This window comes from Ensifer sp. Root142 (genome assembly GCF_001426785.1).
In the GTDB taxonomy this organism is placed as follows: Bacteria; Pseudomonadota; Alphaproteobacteria; order Rhizobiales; family Rhizobiaceae; genus Ensifer; species Ensifer canadensis.
The window spans coordinates 842,648-868,246 of record NZ_LMFK01000012.1; the positions used below are offsets into that span (position 1 = coordinate 842,648).

General features: G+C 61.2%; 28 protein-coding genes. 17 read left to right on the forward strand and 11 right to left on the reverse strand.

All coding sequences use genetic code 11. The features are described from left to right. Nucleotides 1-169: 169 nt before the first annotated feature. Both ASD52_RS16595 and ASD52_RS16600 read right to left on the reverse strand, forming a co-directional pair. A complete protein-coding gene (locus tag ASD52_RS16595; protein ID WP_025426314.1) occupies nucleotides 170-1,786 on the reverse strand; it encodes an EAL domain-containing protein in 1,617 nt (538 codons plus the stop codon). A gap of 124 nt (nucleotides 1,787-1,910) precedes the next feature. After that, nucleotides 1,911-2,210 (reverse strand): hypothetical protein, encoded by a 300-nt coding sequence (locus ASD52_RS16600; RefSeq protein WP_057221497.1) that lies wholly within the window; start codon nucleotides 2,208-2,210, stop codon nucleotides 1,911-1,913. Nucleotides 2,211-2,412: 202 nt separating this feature from the next. Here ASD52_RS16600 and ASD52_RS16605 point away from each other — a divergent pair, with 202 nt between their 5' ends. The 9 genes from ASD52_RS16605 (at nucleotide 2,413) to ASD52_RS16645 (ending at nucleotide 9,991) form a co-directional block, all read left to right on the forward strand. Further along, nucleotides 2,413-4,773 (forward strand): putative monovalent cation/H+ antiporter subunit A, encoded by a 2,361-nt coding sequence (locus tag ASD52_RS16605; protein ID WP_025426315.1) that lies wholly within the window; start codon nucleotides 2,413-2,415, stop codon nucleotides 4,771-4,773. Continuing rightward, nucleotides 4,770-5,189 carry a Na(+)/H(+) antiporter subunit B gene (locus tag ASD52_RS16610; protein WP_025426316.1) on the forward strand — a complete coding sequence of 140 codons (420 nt, stop codon included), beginning with the start codon at nucleotides 4,770-4,772 and terminating at the stop codon, nucleotides 5,187-5,189. The genes ASD52_RS16605 and ASD52_RS16610 overlap by 4 nt, the downstream gene beginning before the upstream one ends. After that, on the forward strand, nucleotides 5,189-5,566 hold the full coding sequence (locus tag ASD52_RS16615) for a Na+/H+ antiporter subunit C (protein WP_025426317.1): 378 nt from the start codon (nucleotides 5,189-5,191) through the stop codon (nucleotides 5,564-5,566). Before ASD52_RS16610 ends, ASD52_RS16615 begins: the two co-directional genes overlap by 1 nt. Nucleotides 5,567-5,573: 7 nt before the next feature. Beyond that, nucleotides 5,574-7,136, forward strand: coding sequence for a Na+/H+ antiporter subunit D (locus ASD52_RS16620; RefSeq protein WP_025426318.1), 1,563 nt, complete (start codon nucleotides 5,574-5,576; stop codon nucleotides 7,134-7,136). Beyond that, nucleotides 7,136-7,609: a Na+/H+ antiporter subunit E gene (locus tag ASD52_RS16625; RefSeq protein ID WP_025426319.1), complete on the forward strand. Its 474-nt coding sequence runs from the start codon at nucleotides 7,136-7,138 to the stop codon at nucleotides 7,607-7,609. Before ASD52_RS16620 ends, ASD52_RS16625 begins: the two co-directional genes overlap by 1 nt. After that, nucleotides 7,606-7,989, forward strand: a complete 384-nt coding sequence (locus tag ASD52_RS16630) for a cation:proton antiporter (protein ID WP_025426320.1) — start codon at nucleotides 7,606-7,608, stop codon at nucleotides 7,987-7,989. Before ASD52_RS16625 ends, ASD52_RS16630 begins: the two co-directional genes overlap by 4 nt. A gap of 8 nt (nucleotides 7,990-7,997) precedes the next feature. After that, a complete protein-coding gene (mnhG, locus tag ASD52_RS16635) occupies nucleotides 7,998-8,348 on the forward strand; it encodes a monovalent cation/H(+) antiporter subunit G (RefSeq protein ID WP_025426321.1) in 351 nt (116 codons plus the stop codon). Nucleotides 8,349-8,753: 405 nt separating this feature from the next. Continuing rightward, a complete protein-coding gene (locus ASD52_RS16640) occupies nucleotides 8,754-9,185 on the forward strand; it encodes a MucR family transcriptional regulator (RefSeq protein ID WP_025426322.1) in 432 nt (143 codons plus the stop codon). Between the two features lie 356 nt (nucleotides 9,186-9,541). Further along, nucleotides 9,542-9,991 carry a helix-turn-helix domain-containing protein gene (locus ASD52_RS16645; protein ID WP_025426323.1) on the forward strand — a complete coding sequence of 150 codons (450 nt, stop codon included), beginning with the start codon at nucleotides 9,542-9,544 and terminating at the stop codon, nucleotides 9,989-9,991. 159 nt (nucleotides 9,992-10,150) lie between these two features. Here the strand turns inward: ASD52_RS16645 and ASD52_RS16650 are convergent, their stop codons facing one another. The 3 genes from ASD52_RS16650 to ASD52_RS16660 form a co-directional block, all read right to left on the reverse strand. Next, nucleotides 10,151-10,573, reverse strand: coding sequence for a SufE family protein (locus tag ASD52_RS16650; RefSeq protein ID WP_025426324.1), 423 nt, complete (start codon nucleotides 10,571-10,573; stop codon nucleotides 10,151-10,153). Between the two features lie 295 nt (nucleotides 10,574-10,868). After that, entirely contained in the window at nucleotides 10,869-11,591 is a 723-nt protein-coding gene (locus ASD52_RS16655) for a hypothetical protein (protein ID WP_025426325.1), read from the reverse strand. A 210-nt stretch (nucleotides 11,592-11,801) separates the two neighbouring features. Next, a complete protein-coding gene (locus ASD52_RS16660) occupies nucleotides 11,802-12,257 on the reverse strand; it encodes a DUF5330 domain-containing protein (protein ID WP_025426326.1) in 456 nt (151 codons plus the stop codon). A gap of 636 nt (nucleotides 12,258-12,893) precedes the next feature. On the opposite strand from ASD52_RS16660, the gene ASD52_RS16665 reads away from it, so the two are divergent. The 3 genes from ASD52_RS16665 (at nucleotide 12,894) to ASD52_RS16675 (ending at nucleotide 15,858) form a co-directional block, all read left to right on the forward strand. Continuing rightward, the gene (locus tag ASD52_RS16665) at nucleotides 12,894-14,465 is read left to right on the forward strand and encodes a HAMP domain-containing sensor histidine kinase (RefSeq protein WP_057211476.1); all 1,572 of its coding nucleotides are present in this window, start codon (nucleotides 12,894-12,896) and stop codon (nucleotides 14,463-14,465) included. Next, nucleotides 14,437-15,402, forward strand: a complete 966-nt coding sequence (locus ASD52_RS16670; protein WP_025426328.1) for a peptidoglycan-binding protein — start codon at nucleotides 14,437-14,439, stop codon at nucleotides 15,400-15,402. The genes ASD52_RS16665 and ASD52_RS16670 overlap by 29 nt, the downstream gene beginning before the upstream one ends. A gap of 96 nt (nucleotides 15,403-15,498) precedes the next feature. Next, nucleotides 15,499-15,858 (forward strand): DUF1491 family protein, encoded by a 360-nt coding sequence (locus ASD52_RS16675; RefSeq protein WP_025426329.1) that lies wholly within the window; start codon nucleotides 15,499-15,501, stop codon nucleotides 15,856-15,858. Nucleotides 15,859-16,000: 142 nt separating this feature from the next. On the opposite strand, the gene ASD52_RS16680 is transcribed toward ASD52_RS16675, so the two are convergent. Beyond that, on the reverse strand, nucleotides 16,001-17,071 hold the full coding sequence (locus ASD52_RS16680; protein ID WP_025426330.1) for a DUF2336 domain-containing protein: 1,071 nt from the start codon (nucleotides 17,069-17,071) through the stop codon (nucleotides 16,001-16,003). Between the two features lie 294 nt (nucleotides 17,072-17,365). Between ASD52_RS16680 and ASD52_RS16685 the strand changes: the two genes are divergently transcribed. The 3 genes from ASD52_RS16685 to ASD52_RS39345 all read left to right on the forward strand — a co-directional run bounded on the left by ASD52_RS16685 (nucleotide 17,366) and on the right by ASD52_RS39345 (nucleotide 18,965). Next, entirely contained in the window at nucleotides 17,366-18,049 is a 684-nt protein-coding gene (locus ASD52_RS16685) for an SH3 domain-containing protein (protein WP_025426331.1), read from the forward strand. 145 nt (nucleotides 18,050-18,194) lie between these two features. Further along, complete coding sequence (locus ASD52_RS16690) at nucleotides 18,195-18,479, forward strand: hypothetical protein (protein WP_025426332.1); 285 nt, start codon at nucleotides 18,195-18,197, stop codon at nucleotides 18,477-18,479. 312 nt (nucleotides 18,480-18,791) lie between these two features. After that, entirely contained in the window at nucleotides 18,792-18,965 is a 174-nt protein-coding gene (locus ASD52_RS39345; protein WP_164474925.1) for a hypothetical protein, read from the forward strand. 163 nt (nucleotides 18,966-19,128) lie between these two features. On the opposite strand, the gene ASD52_RS16700 is transcribed toward ASD52_RS39345, so the two are convergent. The 3 genes from ASD52_RS16700 to ASD52_RS16710 all read right to left on the reverse strand — a co-directional run bounded on the left by ASD52_RS16700 (nucleotide 19,129) and on the right by ASD52_RS16710 (nucleotide 22,609). After that, a complete protein-coding gene (locus ASD52_RS16700) occupies nucleotides 19,129-19,674 on the reverse strand; it encodes a membrane protein (RefSeq protein WP_025426333.1) in 546 nt (181 codons plus the stop codon). Next, nucleotides 19,667-20,254: a DUF1214 domain-containing protein gene (locus tag ASD52_RS16705; protein WP_025426334.1), complete on the reverse strand. Its 588-nt coding sequence runs from the start codon at nucleotides 20,252-20,254 to the stop codon at nucleotides 19,667-19,669. Before ASD52_RS16705 ends, ASD52_RS16700 begins: the two co-directional genes overlap by 8 nt. A 150-nt stretch (nucleotides 20,255-20,404) precedes the next feature. Continuing rightward, entirely contained in the window at nucleotides 20,405-22,609 is a 2,205-nt protein-coding gene (locus ASD52_RS16710; protein WP_025426335.1) for a transglycosylase domain-containing protein, read from the reverse strand. Nucleotides 22,610-22,873: 264 nt separating this feature from the next. On the opposite strand from ASD52_RS16710, the gene ASD52_RS16715 reads away from it, so the two are divergent. Together ASD52_RS16715 and ASD52_RS16720 are read left to right on the forward strand one after the other, a co-directional pair. Beyond that, complete coding sequence (locus tag ASD52_RS16715) at nucleotides 22,874-23,341, forward strand: YcgN family cysteine cluster protein (RefSeq protein WP_025426336.1); 468 nt, start codon at nucleotides 22,874-22,876, stop codon at nucleotides 23,339-23,341. 108 nt (nucleotides 23,342-23,449) lie between these two features. Then, the gene (locus tag ASD52_RS16720; protein WP_025426337.1) at nucleotides 23,450-23,959 is read left to right on the forward strand and encodes a GNAT family N-acetyltransferase; all 510 of its coding nucleotides are present in this window, start codon (nucleotides 23,450-23,452) and stop codon (nucleotides 23,957-23,959) included. A 63-nt stretch (nucleotides 23,960-24,022) separates the two neighbouring features. Here the strand turns inward: ASD52_RS16720 and ASD52_RS16725 are convergent, their stop codons facing one another. Both ASD52_RS16725 and ASD52_RS39350 read right to left on the reverse strand, forming a co-directional pair. Beyond that, entirely contained in the window at nucleotides 24,023-24,358 is a 336-nt protein-coding gene (locus ASD52_RS16725; protein ID WP_025426338.1) for an MmcQ/YjbR family DNA-binding protein, read from the reverse strand. Between the two features lie 324 nt (nucleotides 24,359-24,682). Beyond that, nucleotides 24,683-24,823, reverse strand: coding sequence for a hypothetical protein (locus ASD52_RS39350; protein ID WP_164474924.1), 141 nt, complete (start codon nucleotides 24,821-24,823; stop codon nucleotides 24,683-24,685). Between the last annotated feature and the right edge of the window lie 776 nt (nucleotides 24,824-25,599).

Below are 25,599 nucleotides of genomic sequence, written 5' to 3' on the forward strand. Positions count from 1 at the left end.
CGCGCCGCAAATCACGCTCGCGTGCCGATATGGGTGCGCATCGGCGCCAACGAGGCTGCAGCCTATCTCGACAGCCTCGTCGTGTGACCGCGACCGTCAGTTTGGCCGATCAGCGTGCCTTCGCGCCGCAATCGCAACGGATTGATCGTGGACTGGCCGGGCGCCGTTTTCAATCGCCGCCGACGGCCGGCGGCACCTCGGGAATATCTCGTCGGATCACGGTTGGGCCGGCACCGTGAACACGTTTGCTGTCGTTGTAGAATGCGATGAACTCGGGCGCTGGTAGGGCCTTGGAATAGAGCCAGCCCTGGCCGTATTGCACGCCGCGCGCGAGCAGATAGTCCGCCTGCTCCTGTCGTTCGATGCCTTCGGCGACGATGTAGAGGTTCAGCGATTTGGCGATGTCGATGATGTGCGGAGTAACGGCGCTGGTCGCCGAGACGAGACCCACCGTATCGATAAACGACTTGTCGATCTTCAATGCGTCGAGCGGCAGGTCCTGGATATATTGCAGGCTGGAATAGCCGGTGCCGAAATCGTCGATCGCTACCGAATGGCCGAGCCGACGGGCTTCCTCGATCGTTGCGCGGGCGGATTTCACGTCCATGAAACCGCGTTCGGTCGCCTCGAGCCAGATCTGCTCGGTGAGGACGCCGGAGTTTGCAAGCGCCGCCTGGATAACCGGCAGGACGCGCCCGGACTTGATGTCGTCGGCCGACAGATTGATGGCGATGTGTAGCGAGCGGTCGGCGACAAGGACCGGCCCGAGATCCTTGATAACCCCGCCGATGACCTGATCGGTAATGGCCTGGATCAGGCCGCTTTCCTCTGCGAGCGGGATAAAGGTATCGGGCCTGACCAGCGAACCGTCGGGTCTGCGCCAACGGACCAGCGCTTCCGCGCCGACGCAGATGCCGGTCTTCATCTCGATGAGCGGCTGGTAGTGCACGATGAATTCGCGGCGTTGCACGGCGATCGAGAGTTCGCCGAGCGGCGACAGACGCCGCCGCGACAGCCAGAAGACGAGGCCGACCATTAGCGCAGCGACGATCGCGCCGAGCGGCAGGAGCAGTAGCCGTTCGCGGCCGAGATCTTTCAGCAGCAACGCCCGTGACGATGTTGCAATGGCAATCCAGCCGGAGCCGGTCGCGGTGGCAAACAGATTGTCCGCATCGGTGCCGGTCTGCGTATGCTCGATCAGCCGCTTGATCAACGATGCATCCGGGTTGTTCAATTCGCTGACGAGGGTGCCGGTATCGCTGGCGATCGCAAGGCGCGTATCCGGGGTGGCGAGCACGTCGACGAGCCGAGCCGGATCGGTCAGCACGCTGTAGGATCGGTACCGGAATCCCAGCATCGCCCGACCGTTGCTGATCGTCGGATGAACCCGGGCCGACACGCCGATGCCGCTGGCTGTGGTGAAGTCGACTTGCCCGCGGCCGACGCTCGTTTCCGGCTTGCCCCAGGAGGAGCATTTGAGCGCATCGCCCTCGAAGTAACCGATATCCTCGACGGAGCGCGTGTTGACAACCAGAGCGCGCATCGCCGCGATATGTTGCTGGGAGCAGGGCGTGAAGCTGAATTGGTCGGCAGACTTGAGCGCGGATGTTGCTTCGCCGAACGCCGTATTGGTACGCATGATCGCATATTCGGCAAGGCGGCTGAGGCGGGTCTCCTCTCTGCTGGTGGCGACTGACCAGGAGAGATAGAACGCGGCGACGATCGGAAGGATGGCGCCCAGCGCCGCAAGTACACTGGTCACCGCCACAATGTGAGACCGTTCCAAGCCAGACCTCGCAGGTTCAAGAGAAACGCCGTGCAATTCGGTGCATCAGTCAATCAGCGATAACGAACGATCTACAGCGCCGCGCGTCTTGTTAGACGCGCAAAGGTCGCTGTAGCACTTTGAATTACAGCATGCCACGCCCGGCGGGAAGCATGAAATGGCGCTGAAGCCCCTGAAAATTCAAATGCTTGCCTATCTTCAACTTATCGAGGAAAGGGCGTTGGCCTTCGGTCGAAGTCGGCATCTGTGCCGCTGCGTATCTTATATCGGAGATACCATCCAATCGCGACGAATTACCAGATACAGCGCGTTTCATGCCATCGATACCACTGGATGTTGCTAACAACACTTTAATCGCATGCGCAGGCCGATCGGCGGCGATGACCGGTGTTGTGCGGACGTGTATGCCAAGGCGATGTCGCATCGGATGATTTTGCCTTGTCGGTCAAACGTGACCACCAATCTCACGAGAAAACTGGAGATTTTCCGGGCATTTGCCGGACTTAACAGCGCATAACGTCGATTTTACCCGATTTACCCTTGAGGCGCCTTTACCCTTCTTTTATGTCGGGTGTTCGTTCGTTCGTCGATCAATCAATCAAAGCGCAAAGGAGCTGGCCCGGACGATGGATGTTGCGGCCCTGACATTGCTGGCTCTTGCTCTCCCTTTCGTCGCGGCACTCGTCGCGCCGCTCCTGACCCGACTCCTTGGGCATAACGCGGCCTGGATCCTGGCGCTTTTTCCTGCCGCGATCGTCCTGCACTTCATGGGCTTTTGGCCGGAAGTCTCTCGTGGCGAAGTCGTCACCGGCGGCTATGAGTGGATTCCGTCGTTCAATGTCAGTTTCTCCTGGCTGATCGATGGCCTGTCCCTGACCTTCGTGCTTTTGATTGCCGGTATCGGCGCGTTGATCGTGCTCTATTCCGGGGGCTACCTGAAGGGCCACCCCCAGCAGGGGCGGTTCTTCTCGTTCATCCTGATGTTCATGGGATCGATGCTCGGGCTCGTCGTGTCCGACAGTTTCCTGATGCTCTTCGTTTTCTGGGAGCTGACCTCGATCACCTCGTTCCTGCTGATCGGCTTCGACCATTCGCGCGAAGCCGCCCGGCGCGCCGCCCTGCAGGCGTTGGTGGTCACCGGGGGAGGCGGGCTGTTTCTGCTCGCGGGCCTGTTGATCATCTGGAATGTCACCGGTGTCACCCAGCTTTCGTTGTTGACGTCTTTCGGTCCGGAGATGCGCGAGAGCCCGTTCTATCTCGCCGCGTTGCTGTTGGTGCTCGGTGGCGCCTTTACCAAGTCTGCCCAGTTTCCGTTCCATTTCTGGCTGCCCAACGCGATGGAAGCGCCGACACCCGTTTCGGCCTATCTGCATTCCGCAACGATGGTTAAGGCCGGTGTCTATCTGTTGATGCGCCTCAACCCGGTGCTCGGCGGAACGCCGGAATGGCAGATGCTGTTGCCGCTCTTCGGCGGCACCACGCTCATCATCGGCGCGGTTCTCGCTTGTCGCCAGACTGACCTGAAGCTGATGCTCGCCTACACCACCATGGCATCTCTCGGCCTGCTCGTGATGCTGACCGGTCTCGGTTTTCCGCATGCCATCGAGGCGGCGGCGCTCTATCTGGTGGCGCATTCGCTGTTCAAGGGCGCGCTGTTCATGGTCGCCGGCATTATCGACCACGAAACCGGCACGCGCGATGTCACAAAGCTCGGCGGACTGCGCTCCGCCATGCTGCTGACGTTCGTGATCGCACTTGCCGCAGCACTTTCCATGGGCGGCCTGCCGCCGTTTTTCGGTTTCCTCGCCAAGGAGGAGATCTACTACGCGCTGCCTAGTTTTGACCGGCGCGCGATGGTTTTCGCTTCACTTGCCATCCTCGGCAATGCGCTGATGTTTGCCGTCGCTTTCGCCGTCGCGCTCAAGCCCTTCATCGGCGCAAAGATCGAAACGCCGAAGTCGCCGCATGAGGCGCCGCTGCTTCTCTGGCTCGGGCCTGCACTCCTGGCTGCCAAGGGACTGTCGGCTGCCCTGTTGTCCAACCTCACCCACGAGCTTGTGTCGACACCGATGGCGACGGCGATTGCCGGCGAGCCCAGGCAGATCACGATCTCGGCGATCCCCGATATCGGCATGCCGCTGGTGTTGTCCTTTGCCACCATCGCTCTGGGCATTGTCTGCTATCTCAACCTCGCCCGCTTGCGTGCCTTCATCGCGACCATCCTGAGTGACATCGGCTGGGGGCCGGATCGCGGTTTCGATCAGTTCATGCGAAACCTCGTGCGCTTTTCCGTCGCGCTGACCCGCCGGCTGCAGTCAGGTCGCCTTGAAGTCTATATGACGGCGACCTTCGTGCTGGTGGCCGCCGTGCTCCTGGGCGCGCCGATCTACTATGGCGAATTGCCGCGCGCACCGTTCTTTGCGGGCGACGTGCCGCTGCATGAGCTCGCGATCATGGCGATCGCCGTCATCGGGCTCTTCGCTGTCGTTCTCGCCGCCGACCGGCTGACCGCAATCGTCTCGCTCGGCATTCAGGGCTTTGCAGTCGCCGTCATCTTCCTGCTTTACGGTGCGCCGGATCTCGCCTTTACCCAGTTCATGATCGAGACCCTTTCGGTCGTGGTGCTTGCGCTGGTGATGACGCGGTTGAGGCTCTCGCCCTCCGATCATCGGCCGCTCGGCCAGAGACTTCCTGATTTCACCATCGCGCTCGCCTGCGGCATCGGTTTCGGGCTTATGCTGCTGAAGGTGACCGGCGTGCCCTTCGACGCCTCGTTGACCGATTTCTTCAATCTCTATTCGAAGACGGTTGCGCATGGCGCCAATGTCGTCAACGTCATCATCGTCGATTTCCGCGGCACTGATACGCTCGGCGAGATTGCCGTCGTCATGGTGACGGGTCTCGCCATCCTGTCTCTCGTTCGCCTCAGGGCCGGCTCGCTGCGGCGCATCGCCGATAATGACCCGGACGCGGAGGACGGCGCATGAGATCGGTGATCTTCCGTGCCGTTGCGCCGTTTCTGACCAGCCTGATGGTGCTGTTTTCGATCTTCGTCCTGTTGCGCGGCCACAACGAGCCGGGTGGCGGCTTCATCGGCGGGCTGATCGCCGTGTCGGCGCTGGCGATCTACGGTATCGCCTGCGGCGTGGAGACGGTACGTCGCGCCATTTATTTCCATCCGATGGCGATTGCCGGCGCCGGCCTCTTCGCTGCCACCATCGCCGGCCTGATCTCGATGGCTGCGCGCGTGCCGTTCATGACCGGGCTTTGGATCTATCCTTCCTTGCTTGGCGTGGAGGTGCCGCTGTCGACGGTGATGCTGTTCGATGGTGGCGTCTATCTCGTCGTCGTCGGCGCCATCAGCTCGATCGCCCTGTCGCTCGAAGAGCGGGGAGGTGAATGATGGAGGCATGGTTCGCGCTGCTCGTCGGCATCTTCTTTACCGTTGCCATCTACCTGTTGCTGTCGAAATACATCATTCGCGTTCTTTTGGGCGTGGCGGTCCTCGGCAATGCCGTCAACCTTTTGATCTTCACCGGTGGCCGGTTGACGCGCGGCGTGCCGCCCGTCATTCCGGAGGGCGCCGATACGCTCGCAGGGCCGGCGGCGAATGCGCTGCCGCAGGCTCTCATCCTGACGGCGATCGTCATCTCCTTCTCTTTCTTTGCTTTCCTGCTGGTCCTGGCCTGGCGCGCCTACGAGGATCTTTCGACCGACAACACCGACGAGATGCGCGTCGCCGAGCCGGAAGAAGAGCCGGCTCCGCCGCTTGGATACTGACCGACCCATGGCCGTTTCGACTTCACCTCCCGCCGATCTCTCCGCTGCCCTCGTTCTCGAGCCGGTTGCGGCTGCCGACTGGCTGGTGATCCTTCCGGTTGCCTGGTGCCTGGCGATCGGCGCGCTGCTGGTCATGCTGCGCCGTCCGATCGGCCTGCACCCGTTCGTCGCGGTGGCCGGGCTTGCCGGTCTGGTGGTGATCGACGGGCTGCTGCTTCAACACGTGATCGCCAGCGGCCCGGTGACGATGGTCATGGGGCGCTGGCTGCCGCCTTTCGGGATAGCCTTTACCGTCGATCTGACCGGCGCGCTCTTTGCGCTTGCGGCCTCCATCGTCGCGCTTGCCGGCGGCATCTACTCGCTTGCCGATATCAACGACAGCGGCCGGCGATACGGCTTCTATCCCTTCCTGATGCTGTTGATGGCGGGCGTCTCCGGTGCATTTCTGACCGGCGACGTCTTCAATCTCTATGTCTGGTTCGAGGTGCTGCTGATCTCGTCCTTCGGCCTGATCGTGCTCGGCTCCGAGCGCGAGCAGATCGACGGCGCGGTGAAATACGGTTTCCTCAACCTCGTCGCGACGACGCTTTTCCTGATCACCACCGGTTATCTCTACGCAAGCTTCGGCACGCTCAACATGGCCGATATTGCCCGCAAGGCGGAGGGCCTGCGCGGCACCGCGCCGCTGATGACGCTGACGGCCTTGTTCCTTTTGGCCTTCGGCATGAAGGCTGCGGCATTCCCCGTCAATTTCTGGCTCCCGGCGTCCTATCATACGCCGCGTGTCGTCGTGTCCGCGCTCTTTGCTGGTCTGCTGACCAAGGTCGGGATCTACGCTCTGATCCGTGTGACGGTGATGCTGTTGCCGTTGGAACGGGAAGAACTCAGTTTCGTCATCGCGGCGGTCGGCGCCCTGACGATGCTGGTCGGTGTGTTCGGGGCGCTGGCGCAGTCGGATTTCCGTCGCATGCTCGGTTATCTCGTGATCTCCGGCATCGGCTCGATCCTCGCCGGCATCGCCGTTGGCGGGCCGGGTGGCATCGGCGGCGCGATCTTCTATGCGCTGCATTCGATGCTTGTGATGACGGCGCTTTACTTTGCTTCCGGCGTGGCAGCGAAACTCGGCGGCAGCTTCTCGTTGTCCTCGCTTGCCGGTCTTTACCGCCGCCATGTCGGTTTCGCTGCGATCAGCCTGATGCTTGCCTTTGCCGTGTCCGGCCTGCCGCCGTTCTCGGGCTTCTGGCCGAAGGTCATGCTGGTCAAGGCCGCACTCGACATTGGCGCCTGGTGGCTTGCCGCAGTGCTGCTCGTCACCGGTTTCCTCACGACGATCGCCACCGGTCGTTTCTTCCTGCTTGCCTATTGGCGGGACACGGCAGACGGGCAGGCGGCAACGGCCGAGACGCAGATCCCGGCCGCCATTCTTCTGCCGCTTGCGGCGCTGACGATGCTGACGCTCGCGATCGGCCTTTATCCCGAGCCGCTGCTTGCAACGATCCAGAATGCTGCCGCCGGGCTTTCGGAACCGTCGAGCTATCTGAACTCGGTCTTCCCGGGAGCCGCCCGATGATCAAGTTCCTTTGGATCAATCTGATCTTCACTGCGATCTGGGCTGCAATCAGCGGCAGTCTCAGCGTGCCGAACCTGTTGCTCGGCTTTGCAGTCGGCGCGCTATCCCTGTGGCTGATCCGGCGCGAATTGCAGCCTGTTGCCTATCCGGTTCGACCGCTGAAGATCCTGCTGCTGACCGCATTGTTCTTCAAAGAGCTGGCAGTCTCGGCGACCAAGGTCGCTCTCTTGGTCGTTCAGCCGAAAATGCGGCTGAAGCCGGGCATCTTCTCCTACCCGCTGACGATCAAGAGCGACTTCGAGATTGCGTTGCTTGCCAACCTGATCACGCTGACGCCCGGCACGCTTTCGGTCGACGTCTCCGAGGATCGCAAGACCCTCTATGTGCACGCGCTTGATTGTGCGGACCCCGGTGGCCTCAGGCGCGATCTTGCCAACGGCTTCGAGCGTCGGATCAAGGAGGCCTTCGAATGACGATGCCGGAGCAGATACTCAGCGGCGCCACCGTCTTCGCGCTCGCGCTCTTGTCACTGGCGCTGCTGGTGACCGTGTGGCGCATCATCCGCGGCCCAACACTGCCCGATCGGGTCCTGGGCCTCGATATGCTCGTGGCGATCGCCATAGGCCTGATTGCGGTCGTTGCCATCCGCACCGGCTTCAATCTCTATATCGATATCGCCATCGCCCTTGGACTGGTCGGCTTTCTCGCAACCGTCGCCTTTGCCCGCTTTGTTCTGGCGCGCGGTCTCTCGCCGGAGAAGGCGAGCCCGGAGCAGGCTGCGGCCGGTGCCGGAAAGCGAGGTCGGACGCCGCAGGCGAAAGTTGCCCGACGCAAACGCAAAGGGGGACGCTGATAGAACCGATGTTTGAGGCCATCATTACGCTTTCTGTTGCTGTCCTGCTTGTCGGCGGCGCCACCTTTTCCCTGCTGGCGGCAATCGGCATCGTGCGCTTTCCCGACCTCTACACCCGCATGCATGCGGCCTCCAAGGCGGGCACCGTCGGTTCGGGCCTGCTGCTTCTGGCCGCGGGACTGCACTCGCTCGACGTGGCAATATTGTTTCGGGCGCTGGCGGGCTTCTTCTTCTTCGTACTGACCGCTCCGATTTCTGCCCATCTCTTGGCAAAGGCTGCTCATCAGGCGGGTTACAGGCTGGCGAAACAGTCGGTCATAGATCAGCTTCCGCAAAAGGAAGAGCCGCGCCGGCATTGAACGGCAACGTTTCTGATTTTGTATTTCAGAACATTCCGATAGAGCGCCGCCGCGTCAGCAATTTCGAAATAAAGTTGCTAGCGGCGGGCAAATTTATGTTTGGAATTTTCGCTGATCAATGTTAATCGAGTAAATGTAAAGTGTCGTTGTGAAAAATACTTAGAGCTGAAATTCCAGCTTGAGTTGTGAATATTGGCTGTTGCTTTGAGAGGTTGGTTGTTCCAGCGACTCGGCAATAGGTTTCGTGATCAAAATTCCAACTCTTGATATTGCGGCAAGAATTTGTCCTTGCTGTACGATTGATGGTCTATCCCAAGGCAGCGAAGGCTTCCCGACGGCATTTGCACGTATTCCTCTCCCTGAAACATGTTTCGGGCTTGTGCTGTATTCCGATAGGAGAAAGAAATGACTGAAACAACGCTTGGCGCGAGCCATGAACTTCTGGTTGAGCTGACGGCTGAGATCGTGTCCGCTTACGTCAGCAACCATGTCGTTCCGGCTGCCGAGCTCTCCACGCTGATCGCCGACGTCCATTTGGCTCTCAACAACACGGCGGCACCTACGCCGGTCGTGGTCCCCGTTGAAAAACCGAAGCCGGCCGTATCGGTCCGCAAATCCGTGCAGGACGATCAGATCACCTGCCTGGAATGCGGCGGTACCTTCAAGTCGCTGAAGCGCCACCTGATGACGCATCACAGCCTGTCGCCGGAAGAATATCGCGAGAAGTGGGATCTGCCGACCGACTACCCGATGGTTGCTCCTGCCTATGCCGAAGCACGTTCGCGGCTCGCCAAGGAAATGGGTCTCGGCCAGCGTCGCAAGCGTCGCGGCAAGTAAGCTGACCTGCCGCCCATCGCCACGACCGCGCCCTGCGCCGGTCTGGTTCGAGGGGCGGAGCGTAACTGAACACACAAAGGCCGGGCTGTCGCCCGGCCTTTGTGTTTTTCAGCTTGGGAAAATGTGCCTATTCGCGACGCTACAGCGCCGCGCGTCTTATTAGACGCGCAAAGGTCGCTGTGGCACTTTGAATTGCTGCATGTTCTTATCCTTGAATCGGATACGATTTAAGGAAACATGCAGTAGGCTGTAGCTGCAACTGGACGCAAAAGGGGCGGGAAAGTGTGCAAAAAATTTCCTTATTCCCCTCCCGAGAAATGGATATATGAATTAATTCCTATTGAAGGGGTTTTCATATGTCCTTTATCGAAGCCGACGGCCGAAACGAATTTTCATCCGGGACGGTCCATCATCTCAAGACGGCCGCGTTGACGGCAGGGCAGGTTGCTGCAGTGAAGCGCGGGCAGGGCGGCGCGCGTGAGATGTCGACGCGGTTGACCTGCCGCCTCGTGCAAAATCTGACGGCCGAAGCGGTGCATCTTGCCGCAGACCGGATACCGCTTCTTCGTGATAGGAGACGCGCCAAATGCCATGTGCGCCAGATCGCCATGTATGTCTGCCATGTCGTCCTGCAAATATCGCAAGGCGATATCGCCAACGCTTTCGAGCGAGACCGGACGACCGTCCGGCATGCCTGCTCCGTCATCGAGGATCGACGGGATGCTGCCGATTTCGATGCGTTCATAGAGACGATCGAGCGCCTGGTGTCATCTGCGTTCACCGCACAAGCGGAGCGGGGTGAATAGCTGTTCGCCAGGCATTCGGCCGGTAGCGATTGGCCGGCACGGATCCTCAGGCATTGTCAGCGTCAAAATGGCTGCGTCGCGCAACGCTTGTGGTGCCGGGCGACGCTCACATTCGCGCAAGTTCGGCGATTGTGTGAATGCATGGGGACGGCCGCGATCTCAGGCGGCGAGGCGGGTCTCGGCTTCGTTCTTGATCCGCCGGATCATCGAGCGCAGGCCGTTCGCCCGTTGCGTCGACAGATGTTCGATCAGGCCGATCTTGCTGAAAGTAACGATGGCATCCAGCCTGGAAATCTCGGAGGCACGCTTGCCGGAATAGATCGTAAGCACAATGGCGACCAGTCCGCGCACGATGTGGGCGTCGGACTCGCCTTCGAAGAGCAATACCGGATCTTCCGGGTCGCCGGTCGCCTGGGTGGCGAGCCAGACCTGGCTGGCGCAGCCTTGCACCTTGTTCTCACTGGTGCGCTTGGCGTCCGGCATCTCGGGCAGGGCCTTGCCGAGTTCGATCACATAGCGGTAGCGATCCTCCCATTCGTCCAGGAAGGCGAAGTCGTCGATGATCTGGTCAAGCGTGGTCATGGTCCGGTCCGTTTGTCGACACCGTCAGGCGGCGCGCTTGTCCGCCCGAGGTCAGTGCCTCTGCTCCGATCCCCAGCAGTCCTTACGGTGCCGGGATCGTTGTGACCCTCATATAGGTGATGGTAGCACAGATGAGAACCGCGAATTGCCAACTCGGACGCATCAGAGTTCGATTCGGGCGAGGATCTACAGCGCCGCGCGTCTTATTAGACGCGCAAAGGTCGCTGTAGCACTTTGAATTGCTGCCTGTTGTTATCCTCAAATCGAATGGGATTTAAGGAAACATGCAGTAGCGCTAGATCGAAACGCTTGTAGGAATTGCGATGGCACCGGCAGCCGCGCCGACTGTTGAATCCAGAGATGCAATCGAGGTGGTGAGGGAGGCGCTTGCTTTCCTGGCGTCGTCCGCGTCGCTGCCAGCGCCCTCAGCGCGCAGATCCTGCTCCGCTTTCCTCAGCAATTGCTTGAGCTGTTCGGCAAGTGCCTTGAACTCTGCAACCGTCCTCGCATCGGAGTTTTCCTCCGAACTCCCGGAGCTGAATTCGCGGTAGGCGCGTTCGGCAAGGGACGATGGCTCTGTCTTGTCGGCGCTGTTGCCTTCTTCGCCGCCGGCATTCGCCATCTCGTCGGCATTCACTTCCATCGCCGCCGATGCAACCGTTGTTGCTGCGGATGCGGCACCGGCCGCCGTGTCGCCACCGGCCAGGCCGGACGAGCCGCCACCGGCGAATTGCTGTGCGGCCGCGCCAAGCTGCTGGGCCAACTGTTTTGCAAGCCTTGCAAGCGTCTCCGGGTCCGAGGCCCAGAACCGCAGCATCTGCATCTGCTCCTTCAACTCGTCCAATTTCTTCTTGGCAATGGCCTTGCGGTTGGCGGCGGTCTCATCGTCCGTACGCAAAAGATTGAGAAGGGAAGATCTGCTCTTTTGCTCCAGCGGCGCCACGTCGGTGCCCGCTTGCGATCCGGCCGCGGGGACACGCGTTGCGCTCGCATTTGAAAAGAACCCGTATATCTGCATCGGGGCAGTCTCCGCTGAATGTGCGGGGACCTAAACAGCCATGTCTTGTGCGGACCTGTTGCTGGACCGCCCCTCGGTTGCAAACCGAAAAAAGAAAACGCCGCGAGGGGATGGGATCCTCGCGGCGGCCGCAAGAAGGCGGCAAGTCAGGCAGTGTCAAAGGATGGCTCGGCGGCGGTCGCGCGGACCTGCTGCCACGGCAAGAAATGTTTACTTGGCGAGGGACGCCTTCGGGTCGAGGCGCTTTTCCGGAACCGGCGTACGCTTGAACACCGGAGCCGTCTCCGCAGCGGTCTGTTCGACCGGCGCCACCAGCGTGGCGGCAGCCTCGGTCGCCTGACCGACAGTGCCGGTCGTTACCTTGGCATCGGGCTTGATCGCATCGGTTTCGGCAAACTGGGTGTCAAGGAATTCATAGGCGATGCGGGCGCCTTCCCGGGCCCGATGGCCAAGTGCGACGAAGGTTTCAGCACCCTTCTCGCAGACCTCCGGCTTCTGGATGCAGATGGCGCTGATATACTGGAATGCCTCATTGGCGGCCGAGAAGGTATCGCCGAGCTCGACCTTCGGTCCGTGCTCCAGCTTCTGCGCGCTCGACGGATCGAGGAACGGCAGCAGCACCAGCACCATCGAAAACCAGAATGTCGCCTTGATGAGAAACCACATGTTCTGCCCATCCTATATTCGGCTGCCGCGCCCGCCGGTCTTCTAGCCGGTTTTACTGCTTTCGGCATCCTGGAGCGCCGCAGTATCCCCTGATACCCGTTCACGCCCGCCGTCGTTTGCATGAGGACCGCCGTCTTTCGTCGCCCGGCCCTTTGTTGAGACTGACATTAGGCAGGGAATCACAAGACCGCTTTTCAAAAACCCGCAGCATTTGTTTCGAATTTTAATGAAATTCCCGATTTTGAGGATTTGCCGGGCATTTGTGTCGCATTTTAGCTTTCGCCGTTAAGGTTCATGGCGGCGGGCCGCCGGCAAAGGCCGAAAGCGTGGGCAACGGCACCGGGGCGCCCTGCCCAAATCCTTAACGTGAGGCGGAAAATGCACGGAAATCCGTTGCTTACGCCCCGTTAACCACAAGAAATGAAGGTCGCCCGAATTGCCTCAAAACGGGATTTTTCAGGCATTTGGCGCCGTTCCGGGACAGTCCCGTTTATTCTTTCATTAAGCCGGGGATGCGAGATTCCGACATGTCACGAGGCAGTTCGAATGGCGGCCCGCATGAAGCGGAAATCGGTCACGCTCAGTCTCGCAAGAACAACAAATGTGGCAGGGTAAGGCGTGAGCGTATTGCGTGACATGGCTGGCAGATGGACGTCCCGCGTGGACGAGGCCGCTGCCCTGTGGTTGCCCCGCCGCGAGGCTGGCTCCGCCATTGGCCGTCGGGACCTCAAGCGTCTGCGTACGGTCGCTGCCGTCTCCCTGACAGCACTTCCGGCAGTACCGCTGGCGCTTGCGCTCGCCATGCCCGTTTCCTCCGCATTGCCGCTTGGGACCGCTCTTTGGGCGTCCGCCTCGCTGCTGGCCGCTGCTACCGCCATTGCTCGTGGACGCGGCAACCAGGCCTCGGAAACGCTCGAGCCGGCTGTACCAGATCTTCCGGATCTTTCGGCCGCCTACGACCTTTTTGCCGGTCTTGTCACCGTGCACGATCTGCGCGGCAATGTTCTCTCCATTCACGGCCGTGACTCGGCCGAGCATCTGACCCTGATGCGCGACCCGGGCGGCCGCGGCTTCATCGAGCAGATCCACGTCTCCGATCGCATCACCTTCCTGAGCGCGATCGATATTCTGCGCCAGGGCGGCGAGCGGGCGACCGTCAACATTCGCATCGAGCGCCGGTCGCTGCCGGCTGAAGGCGAACAATTCGTCCATATGTGCTGCGAACTCGCACCGCTTCTCGACCGCAACGGCGGTCTGACGGCGATCCTGGCACAGTCGCGCGATGTATCGCAGGAAGCACGGCTGCGCGTCGAAGCTGCGGCGAGAACCGCAGAAGCGGAATCGGCCAACGATGCCAAGACCCGTTTCCTTGCCGCCGTCAGCCATGAACTGCGCACGCCGCTCAACGCCATCCTCGGCTTCTCCGACGTGCTGACGGGCGAGTATTTCGGCAAGCTCGAAAACGACCGCCAGCGCGAATATGTCAGCCTGATCCACAAGTCGGGCGAGCACCTTCTGTCGGTCGTCAATACGATGCTCGACATGAGCAAGATCGAAGCGGGCCGCTACGAGCTGGTTCCCGAGCCCTTCCGCGTGGCCGAGGCGGTCGCGGCCTGCGAAGCGATGCTGTCGCATCAGGCCCAGGAAAAGGGCGTCAAGCTGGCGAGCCGCGTGACCCGCAGTGTCGGCGAGATCAATGCCGACCAACGCGCCTTCCAGCAGGTTCTGATCAACCTTGTCGGAAACGCCATCAAGTTCACCGACCACGGCGGCATGGTGACGATCGACGCCGAGCTTGACGGTCCGGCCTTGAAGCTGACCGTCAGCGACACCGGCATCGGCATCGCCGCCGACAAATTGCAGATGTTGGGGCAACCCTTCGTCCAGATCCAGAACGACTACACCCGCCGTTACGAGGGCACCGGTCTCGGTCTCTCGCTGGTCAAGGGCCTCGTGGCGCTTCACGGCGGCGAGGTCGCGATCCGCAGCCGCGAGCGCGAAGGCACAGTCATCACTGTTACGCTGCCCAGCGACGGGTCCGGCATCGTCGAGGCCAATCGCGAGGAACCGCGCTCGGCCGTGACCGTCGAATTTCCGCCGCGGCTGAGAGATAGTGACACGCAGGCGGTTGCCGATGGCGACCGATTCGAAAGGACGGGTTTGAACGAGGAACGGGGATATGGCGCCGCGCAAGCGAAAACAGCCTGATCGCAAGAAGGCGGCGCGTTCCGCGCCAGGCCTTGCCATGCGTGGGCTGGCTCTCGCCGGCCGCGGGGTTGCGCTTGCTGGACGGCTGGCGGCCCGGCACCCGTTGAGTGCCGGCGGTTCGGCTGCCTTTGTTGTGGTCTTCTCCTTCGTTGCTGCAAACGCCATGTGGTACCAGCATGGCGCCCATCCATCGCCGTTGCTTCGCACCCGCGTGCCGCTTGTCAGTCCAGAGACCGCCGAGCGCATCGCCGTCGCCAAGGGCGCCGAGATCGAGCCGCGCAACGTCACCACCTTCGTCATCAAGCGCGAGGACGACAAGGCGACGGAAAACGTCGAGGAGGTGATCGCGGCGGTCCCGTCTGAGGCGCCTGCCGAAAAGCCGTCGCCCGAACGTGTCGCCTCGGTGCCGGAGACGTCCGCGTCACCACTGGTCGCCGATATCCAGAAGGAACTGAACCGCATCGGCCTTTATGATGGCGTGCCGGATGGACGCACAGGCCCGCGCACGTCAGCCGCAATCCTGCGATTTGAGAAGCAGGCCGGACGCACCGAGACAGGCGCCGTGAGCGCCGAACTGCTGCGCGCCCTGCGCACGACATCTGGCCAGAAGATGGCCGCGGCACTGCCGGCAAGCCGGCCCTACGCCGATCCGAAACGTGCAGTTGCCGATGTCGACCCTGTCGCCGCAGCCATCCGCTCGGCCGAGACCGACAAGATGCTGATTCCGCGTGCCGAGATCCCGGTGTCGAGCGAGCTGGTCCTGGACATCCAGAAGGGCTTAAGCAACCTCGCCTATGCCGACATCGTCGTCGACGGCGTTGCGGGGGACCAGACGCGTGCAGCGATTCGCCATTTCGAGAAGCACTACCGGTTGCCGCAGACCGGTGAGCCCAATGCCAAAGTGCTGAAGAAGCTCAAGGAGATCGGCGCGCTTTGAGGGACCTTCTCACGGGCGCGTCTCCCATCCGTTGAACACATTCTTGTCGCGGCAGCCAATTTGCATGCCTGGCTCCGCCCGTGTACAGGCATGTCCATGCGTCTCAAATCCCACATTTTCGTCTCCGCGTTGCTGCGCCGCGCCTTTGCGCTCGGTGGGTACGCAGCTATCCTGCGCAAGGGGGCGGAGGACGCTGGCGCGATCTTTATTCGTCAACGCACGCGGATGGGTACCGAAACGCTGTTTGCACCGGCGCCGCAGAACTTCTTCGATGACGACGCCAATATCGGTCGCAAGTTCGAGATCCGCTTGAAGGATCGCGATGGCGACGCCGTGGATGATGCACTCTCCCGTGAAATCCGTTTCGATCCGGATTGCTGGATCGTCGAGATCGAGCTGGACGATCGCGCCGACCTGTTCGATGTCGTGCCGGAAGACGGCGCAAACCACTCTTGAACCATATGTGAGAGCTGGGCCGGCTCGGTCGTGACCAGGACTAGAGCATTTCCAGGAAAAGTGCGAAGCGGTTTTCCGTCAGGAAATGCGTAAAAACAAAGAGATAGAGCGTTTGTTCGGTTCCGTCTAAATCGGAAACGCTCTAACGGCGGCCGAACACCCGTTGCGGCTTGGCGCCGCCGGCGGCCCCGGCTACCTTGCGGACGGTCAGCTGGCACGCATCATTGGCATGGTCATCCGCAAGATAGGGCTGGTGCCGTGCCGCGGGCGCGTCCCGTTCCTCGGATTGCAGCCAGGCGTCAAGCTGTTCGCGGCTCGATGTCGGGTCCATGGCGCCGGTCAAGGCTTCAGCGCGCGTGGTGCCGCCGATGCGTTCGGCGAGGTGCGGATAAAGCGACTGCAGCACGAAGGTGAGATCGTCGGTCGGCAGCGATAGGGCGATCAGGCTCGTCGCCAGCTGTTGGCCGGAAACGTCGAGAAGAATGCGCTCGACCAGGTGCCCTCCGGCATCGAGCGCCGTCGCCAGCGCACGCGAAAACAGGATGATCTCGCCGCTGCGGGCAAAGCGCACCAGGAGGGCGCTTAGCGTAGTGCTGATCGGTATAATGGTAGATGCGGCGGCAGCCGCCTCGTGCGCCGCGACACGGGCAAGTGTCTTGATTTCGGTGCGCAAGGTTTCCTCGCGCGCGGCCCTTGCAGCATCGACATCCGGCTCGGCCAGCGTTGAAGGCGCAGCGACTGTCTGTTGCCGCACGTCCGGGCGGGCGGAAAGGCCGGCGGGGTTGTGGTGCTCGACCAGGGCATCGATCACGGAAGGCGACAGAGCGGTGCGGCGGGCGATTGCACCGGCGTGGGCCGCTCCCTGCTGGCGGATGATGCCGATAAGCGTTCGATCCGACAGGGCCTGCGAACGGGTCAGGAAAATGGCGGCGATCGAGATCGGCATGCTGCCGATCAGGGCTGCGACCGGCTCCGGAACATGGGGGCACTGCGACAGCGCGGCGGCGGCCTGACGGCGCGCTTCGCTGCTGGAGCCGAGGAACAGCGGCTCGAACAATTCGGAAAATTGCTTCATGTCGGACTTGCGAGGGATCCGCAGGCTTTCGAAACCGCTGACGGTTGCCATCAGGACGACGTCCTTCAAGCGGCCCGTCTGTGGCCTTTCCAACTCACGAAAGCGATCCGTCACGATAAATCCTTGCACGCAAAACATGATCGCCATTGCCGGCGATCCGGAACGGCACACGTCACTAAAAATAAAAGAAAAGCGTTAGCGTACTGTTAACTATGGACGTTGGGGCTTTATTCAGGCTTGCGGCGTGCGAGCGGCTGGTGATTTTGTGCGCTTTCTATCGCAAAGCCCTGCTTCCTGTGGGCTCGATCGTTTCCAGCCTTAAAAAATCCACAAGCGGCTTTAAGTGATCGCGGTGACGGTGAAGGGTTCCGGACGCCCGCCGACGCAAGAGGGCTTAGTGAAGAGGGGCCTTCCGATGGGAGAAAGCTTACTGTGAAGAAAATAGTGTTGCGCGCAGCGGCCATATGCGCGCTTTTCCTGGCGCCGGCGATTGCCGAGGCGGCAGAGGGGTTTGCAACCGCCAACGTCAATATGCGGTCCGGTCCGAGCACGCGCTATCCGGCAGTGTCGTTGATCCCGGCCGGAGAAGCCGTCGAAATCCACGGCTGTCTTGCCGATCTGCCCTGGTGTGACGTTTCCTTCTTTGGCGGCCGCGGCTGGGTCGCCGGACGCTATGTGCAGGCGGATTATCGTCGCAACAGGGTCTATGTCGAACCGCAATATTACCGCCCGCTCGGTATCCCGACGGTGGTCTTCCAATTCGATCGCTACTGGGACCGCAACTATCGCGGCCGTGACTTCTATCGCGACCGTGACCGGTGGCGTCGTGGGCCGGATTGGGTCGACGACAACCGTCGCCCGCGGGACTGGGAACGTCAGCGTGACCGCGATCGCCGCGAGTGGGAACGCGACCGCACCCGGCAGGACTGGGAGCGTAACCGCAGAGACGGCGAGCGCTGGGACGATCAGGCAGGCGGCGATGACCGCCGCGACTGGGAACGTCAACGGGACCGCGATGGCACCCGCGTGCGCGAGGACTTCGAAGATGGTTACGGCGGCGCTCGCCCGGTTCCATTGATTCGATGCCAGGCGATGGACCCATCCTGCGTGGAGTGATGCGAGTGGTGGGCGATGCGCCCAGCTTTCGGACGGGCGGCCCAAGGGCCGCCCGTTTTTCGTTGGCGTTCGGATTTTCGCTGCTCTCGGTCGGAACCATTGCCGTTGCGATGCGTTGAAAGCGGGCAAGAGAAGGAGCGTTGCAATGGTAGAAAAGAAACTGCAGGCGGTGCGTGACACGGTCGAGAGTGAAGTCGAAGCATCGGCTGCTCGCGTCGAGTTGGAAGCGCAGATTGCCGAGTTGCGCGCCGAGATTGCCCGGCTGACCGATAGCGTGTCGGCGATCGGGTCCGGTGCAAAAGCGGTTGTTCAGAGCGAAGCGGAGTTGATGACCGAGCGGGTGCGAGAGCGCGTCCGTGAAGAGCCGATTTCGACGCTTCTGACCGTTGCCGGCGTTTCCTTCCTGTTTGGACTGTTGTCCAGGCGCTAGCCATTCCCGTTCCGCCCGAAGCTGTTACCCCGGATACAGTGTTTTGTTTTTCCGGGGGACATACTCCCACAGGTTAGGGGTGCAGATGCGGCGTTAACCATCTGTTAACCAGCCTATGGCTCAATCGAAGCGGACCGTCTATGATTGGTCTGTACCACTTGAGCAAGCAGCAACCTCCGGGCGACCGGAAGAAGGAGAAGATGAGAAAAGCGCGCCTGTCCGGGCACTGCCCGGGAAAATGCGCTGGCCCCGAAAGGGCAGGGTGAAATCTGTACGGTAGTTCATCCGTCTCAAGCCTATATGGAGACGAGCATGGCAGACGTGATCAGAATGCAGGACCACAAGGTCCAAATGCCACCACGCAGACCTCCGGCCATATCGGGCGGAGCAAAAGTGCTTCTGTTTACCGGAATCCGCTACGAGCGTCTCGATGGCCGCGATCCGCAGCCAACCGCGCCCGACGGACGTCGGATCAAGAAGCAGTAGTTATATCCACCGCCCATGTGTCGGCTGCATCGGCCGGCCTGCGCACGGCTTTGCTTGTGCCAACAACGCTCCGCCCCTTGCGGTCGCGTTCATCTTCTCCACGACATCGAGATAGGAACGGCAAGGCTGAAGGCCGCGTACCCTGTCCGAGGGACTGCGCTGACTAACGACGGAACGGCTCGCAGCTTGATTCCGCCAGGAAGTTCCGGACCTGATCCTCGAAGCTGTCGAGCGGCGCCATGGCGCGCAGCACCGCATAGCCATCCTCTTCCTTCATCTCCACCATGATCGATTGTGCCAGAGCTTCCGGCGGCGTCTTGCGCAGTTCCACCAGCTGGATCGGCGTCGCAACCACGAGGTCGAGCCTGCCGTTGACGGCGGTGTGGTCGTTCATGCTGAAGACCTCATTCGATGCGCTGTCGAAAACCGCAAGCGACCAGAAAGGTACCGCGCCTCTGGCGAGGAACCGCGCCGGACCGTCGGTGATCGAAAAGCTGCAGACGGCCGTGCGGAGATAAGGGTCGTCGTTGCTGAGGCCGGTCGGTCCAGGGGTACTCGTCAAAGAAAAGAAGCTGTCCATCTCGAGAAGACCGAGAACGCGCGTATAGGCGTCGCGACCGGTAAATTGCGGCAGCACCAGCACGATGATGATATGCAGCAGTGCTGCGCCCACGAGACCAAGGATGGAAGCGAACAGAACACTACGCATCGCCGCATCCCGTTTTCACGATTTTCGGCATGGCGAGATCGATAAGGCCGGAGGAACCTGCCGTCGGGGTATCGAGCAGCGTCAGGACCAGCCGGAAGGTTCCGGAATGCCGTAACGCTACCCAGTTGTCCGGCTTGGCGTTCGGCGAGACATGGATGGTGAAGGAACTGTCTTCGGCGCGCAGCACCGTCCACGAGTTGATCGCCGAAGGCAGATCCGAGCCGGGGCGCAGCGGCACGCCATCGGCATTCGCTGCATAGAGCGTCCAGAATCGCGCCTGCGGCGTCAGCCCCGAGACATCGTAGGAGCAGGCGGCCGACAGCTTCTCGCCCCTGTCGTCGACCTGTGCCATGAACATCAGCCCTTCGGCGCCGCCATAGAGCAGTTCGCCGGCCCGGGCGCGATGTGCCTTGGCATAGGGGTCGGCATTCTCGGTCTGTGCTTCGGGGAAGGCGACCCACGGGCCGATCGAGATCGAGCCGAAACCGACCGTCGCCTTCAGCGCCCAGACGGCTGAAGCGATGCCGCCGCCGAAGGCGATGGCAAGGGCAAGGGCGACGAGGAGGGGAATTCGGAACAAGGGCGGCTCTATCGAATATGGTTATGCATAGGCGCAATGCGCCGCGCAGCCCATGTCTCGCCCAAACGGGCGCGCGACGCAACGGCGATCATCGCGCCGACCTGGCAACCGGTATCGATCCGGCCGTTCAATTCAAGGTTTCGAGCGCGTTCAATTGCTGGCGGCATTCGGGAGAGCCTGTTGGGAGGACCCGCCGTCGGCGGCGCCGAGTACGGCGACTTTGCCGCCGCTCCTTTCCGGCGCCTTCAAGGCGGGGGCCTTTTCGAAGGTATCGCCCACCGAACGCAGGAGCCGTGTCACGTCTGCCGATAGCGACCGCGGCCGCACCAGCGGCGGCAGGGCATTTTCATCCGGCTTGGCATTGGCGACCTCCGGTTGCTTGCTCGGTGCAGGCGCCGGGGACGTTATCCCCGGTATCTGGCGGTGCTCGATGCCCTGTTCGGCATAATCCATCAGCCGCTTGAAGGTCATTGCCGGCAGCGAACCGCCGGTCATGTTGTTGGTCGAAGTATAGTCGTCGTTTCCGAACCAGACCGCCGTCGTGTAGTCACCGGTAAAACCGACGAACCAGGCGTCGCGATAGGCCTGGGTGGTGCCGGTCTTGCCGCCGGTAACGATGCCGTTGTCGAGGGCCGCCTTGCGTGCCGTGCCGATCACCGGGATCTGCGTCAGCATCGAATTCATCGATGCGTTGGCCTGCTCGGAAAGGATGCGTCTGGCCGGCGGTTCGTCGCGGGAAAAGTCGTAGAGGATGTCGCCGTCATAATTCAGAATCTGGCTGATGCCGTGGCGGCGTGATTGTAGGCCGCCGGCTGGGAACACGGCATAGGCCGTCGCCTGGTCGAGTACCGTCACTTCGGAGGTGCCGAGCGGCATCGTCTTGTCGGTGCGCAGTGGCGTTTCGATGCCCATGTTCTTGGCGGTCTGCGCGATCAGCTCCGTGCCGAGCTTGTCCTTGGCGAGGCGCACCGGGATCGAGTTGATCGACCTAGCGATCGCCGTCAGGATGGTGATGCGGCCGGCATAGCTGCGGCCGTAATTCTGCGGTGACCATCCGCGCCAGGTGATCGGTGCGTCGACGACGATGGTCTCCGGCGTCATGCCTTTTTCCATGGCCGCCGCGTAGGTGTAGACCTTGAAGGAAGACCCCGGTTGGCGCAGCGCCCGCGTGGCGCGGTTGAACTGGCTCTCGCCATAGTCGCGGCCGCCGACCATCGCCCTGACAGGACCTCCGTTTTCGACCATCACCAGTGCGCCCTGCTTCACATGGAAGCTCTCGCCATATTGCCGAAGGCTGGACTCGACCGAATCCTCGGCCGCATTCTGCAGCCCCATGTCGATGGTGGTGCGCACGATGAGTGAATGCTGGGCAAATGGCCGGGCGATGCGCTGCACTTCGTCAAACGCCCAGTCGAGGAAGAAGTCGGGCGCCTTCACCTGGGCGCGATCGATGACGGTTGCCGGGTTGAGACGTGCCGCAATCACTTGGCCCTCAGTCATCAGCCCGCCCTGGACGAGGTTTGTCAAAACCTCGTTGGCGCGGCCGCGGGCGGCCGGCAGGTTGACGTGCGGGGCGTAGCGCGCCGGTGCCTTGAAGAGGCCGGCGAGCATGGCGGATTCCGCCAGGTTGACGTCGGTGATCGCCTTGCCGAAATAAAACTGCGCCGCTGCCGCAGCACCAAACGTCCCGCCGCCCATATAGGCGCGGTCGAGGTAGAGCCGCAGGATCTCTTTCTTCGAAAGGTTGGATTCGAGCCAGATGGCCAGAAACGCTTCCTTGATCTTGCGCTCGATCGTGCGCTCGTTCGACAGGAACAGGTTCTTGGCGAGCTGCTGCGTCAGCGTCGAGCCGCCCTGGACGACACCGCCGGCGCGTGCATTCTCGGTCATGGCGCGGGCGAGCCCGAGAAAATCGATGCCGTAGTGGTCGAAGAAGCGCCGGTCTTCCGTTGCGAGCACAGCCTTGATCAGATGATCCGGCAATTCGTCGATCGGCACGGAATCTTCGTGAATGATGCCGCGATGGCCGATTTCGTTGCCGTAGCGGTCAAGGAAGGTGACGGCGAAATCGCTTTGCGCCCGCCAGTTGCCCTTGGTCTCCTCGAAGGCCGGAAGAGCGAGAGCCAGCATCAGCACCGAGCCGGCCGTTCCCCAGGTCATACCTTCACCGAGGACCTCGAAGACCGCCTTCTTCCAGCCCGTGACGCGGAAGCGGCGGAAGAAAATAGTGGTATCTTCCCACCATTGTGAGAGTTTGAACCCGGCATTCCAGACCGTCGAATCGATCCAGGAATCGATTCTCAGAAAGATGTGCCGCTTTTTCGGCCGGTTATCGTCTTTCCTCGGTTCCCGCACGGTCTCAACGTCCTGAAGGCTTTTGGCATCATGCCGGTGCCGCGCGATATTTGCACGGCGTCAAATTCCAATCTACTTGCATATCGCGCCGGTGGCCTTAAAAAACCGGCAATTTTCTGCGAAATTTCTCTCCTGCATGTTTCCTTTGGTCGTCGCCGATTAAAGGACAAACCTGCAGCAACTCAAATCGCTACTGTGACCTTTGCACGTCTGATAAGACGTGCCGCGCAGTAGCGCGACCGATTTGACGAAAGTGTGATGGCGATGGGCGAAATGCCTTTCTGGAAGGCGAAGAGCCTTGACGAGATGAATGACGCGGAGTGGGAAAGCCTCTGCGACGGCTGCGGGCTCTGTTGCCTCAACAAGCTCGAGGATTGGGAAACGGCAGAGATCGCCTGGACCTCGATCCGCTGCACGCTGCTCGACGGCGAGAGCTGTCGGTGCAAGGACTATCCGAACCGTCAGGCAACGGTGCCGGATTGCATTCAGCTGACGCCGGACGCGGTGCGCGAGATTACCTGGCTGCCGCCGACCTGCGGCTATCGGCTGGTGGCGGAAGGCCGCGACCTCTATTGGTGGCATCCGCTGCTCTCGGGCGATGCCGAGACGGTGCACACCGCCGGCATTTCCGTGCGTGGCCGCACCGTTGCGGAAGACGGCATCGACATCGAGGACTACGAGGATTACCTCGTGACCTGGCCGCTGGAAGTCGGCGAGAAAAGTTTGGGTTAACAGCCTGTTAGCTGCCCTTGCGGAATCGGTTTTGGAACGGGGCGCCATTGCAGGCACTGCGGAGAGCAGCTAGAGATCGGTGGTATTCCATCGTTCTCAGGCATTCCGATGATCAGCACCGACCGCCTCATTCTCCGCAGACCGCAGCTGGAGGATTTCGAGCCCTATCAGCAGATGTGGTCGGATCCAGAGATCCTTCGTCATATCGCACCGGCCCCCTTTTCCGGCGAACAGATGTGGACGCGGTTTTTGCGTCAGGAGGGCGGCTGGCAGTTCTTTGGCTTCGGTTATTTCGTGATCGTAGAGAGAAGCTCCGGGCGCTTCGTCGGGCAGGTCGGCTTTCAGGAACTGCGCCGCGAGATTTCTCCCGCCCTGACCGGGACGATGGAGACCGGCTGGACGATCGCGCCTGAGGCGCAGGGACGCGGTTATGCCAGCGAAGCTGCGCATGCGGCTTTCGGCTGGGCGCGGGAACATCACGCCGGACGCCGCGTAACCGCTATCGTCAGCCCGGCCAATGCGGCATCGATCAGAATCGTGGAGAAACTCGGCATGCGGCCGTTCGCGCAGACGGAGTATCACGACAAGCCGGTCACGCTTTTCGACTATGTTCTCTGAGACGATTGCCTGCGGATAGAAGGTCGTCTGCAGACGGCTTTCGAAACGTCGATGCCGGCCGCGTCAATGACGGCCGTTCTTCTTCACCAGGCTTTTGGGGGCAACATTGCGCCACGCGGTTTCCATCGACTGGCGAACGAGATCCTCGTCGGCCTCGACAAAGTAGAGCGAGGTCCAGCCCTTGTTGCCCCAGCCACCGGGGACCGCAGCGCAGACGCCGGGTTCCATTTCCAGCAGCATGCGCTGCTGATCCGGTGTGAACTTGAAAACCGCCCGCCCTGCCTCGGGCAGAGACATGAAGATGCGCTTGCCCACACGGAAGTCCCGCGTGCCGAAATGGGCATTTTCTTCCGTTCCCGGCAGGCTCAGCGCCAGTTTTTCAATCTCGTCGGTCAGCATGGAAAAAGAGTAACACGGTTTTTCCGATTGGCCAAAAGGCAGGAAATCGCCACACGGCTGGCCATACGCGCGGCTCGATACGCCACCGCGGGAGGCGGGATTCACAGCGTTGTCAGCTTCTTTTGGGGCTGCGCGGGCGGGGGGAATACCAGCTGGATGCGACCGATCACCCCCGAGAACGAGAAGGCTCTTCAAGACACAAGGCGCTTTTAGAGCTGCATTAAGCCAAAAAGCGAAAGCCGCTCGCGGCGTTGACCGCGGGCGGCTTTAAGGTCGATGGGCATAGTCGTGTCGACAAGCCTATTCTCGCGCGCTAGCGCAGGCTTATTCAGCCGGCTGAACGGGCTTCGGTGTTGTCTGGGTGGCTGAGCGCATTTCGCGCCATTCGCTTTCGAAACGGTCCAGCAGCGACTGCGGTACCTTGGACTGCTGAGATGCCGGCTGGTTGTTTACGAGCGTCTGCATCCGATCCTCCCGGGCCTGTTGCAAATTCATGACTAGTTGACGGGCGGACAATTTCACATCGTAAACGCTTTGTAAATCAGTGGCTTAAATCATTTAAACGATTGAAAAATCTTTAAATCGATTAATTTTTCAATGATCCACAGTTGCATTCAGCCGACCGGGGACAGCGGGCCAATTTGGCGCTCGGTGAGTCGGGAGGGCGGTCTTTTGAGCAAGCGGCTTTGGCGATCAGGCGCTGTAGTGGGTTGATAGCGCGCGTGCGCGACGTCACCGCAAAGCGAGCAAGTTCAGTTGCGAACGGCGTTTCGATAATCGCGATCTGGCTGTGAGATGAGAGTATTTGACCCCATGAGGCGGCCTGAAGGCCCGACGTGCGCGCGGCAACACCAAACAATGCAGAGGCTTAGATGAGGGGTCGGACTCTTCGCCGGATCGCGCTCATTCAACCCCGCAAGAGCCGGACTCAACTTTGGAAGATGTGCGGCCAAGAGATTCAAAGGACTCGGGATTTCGAGCCCACTTCAAGTCTTGCCGTAAGCCGAGCGACGGAGGCTGCGGCCATCTGGTTCTCGACCGAGTACCCAACGATAGCAGGAAGGGCTTAACAAATGGCTGATCGTCAAGCCGGCGGCTCCGTCGCGGAATGCGCCTCGTTGATTGGCGGCTGGCACGGCGCTGCAGCGGATCGATGTTCGGCACGGACCGCTGTCAGGCGGAGGTTTTCTTCCGTCGAGTTTCACCGTCGAAGGAATCGTTGCAATCTGCGGTCGGGTCAC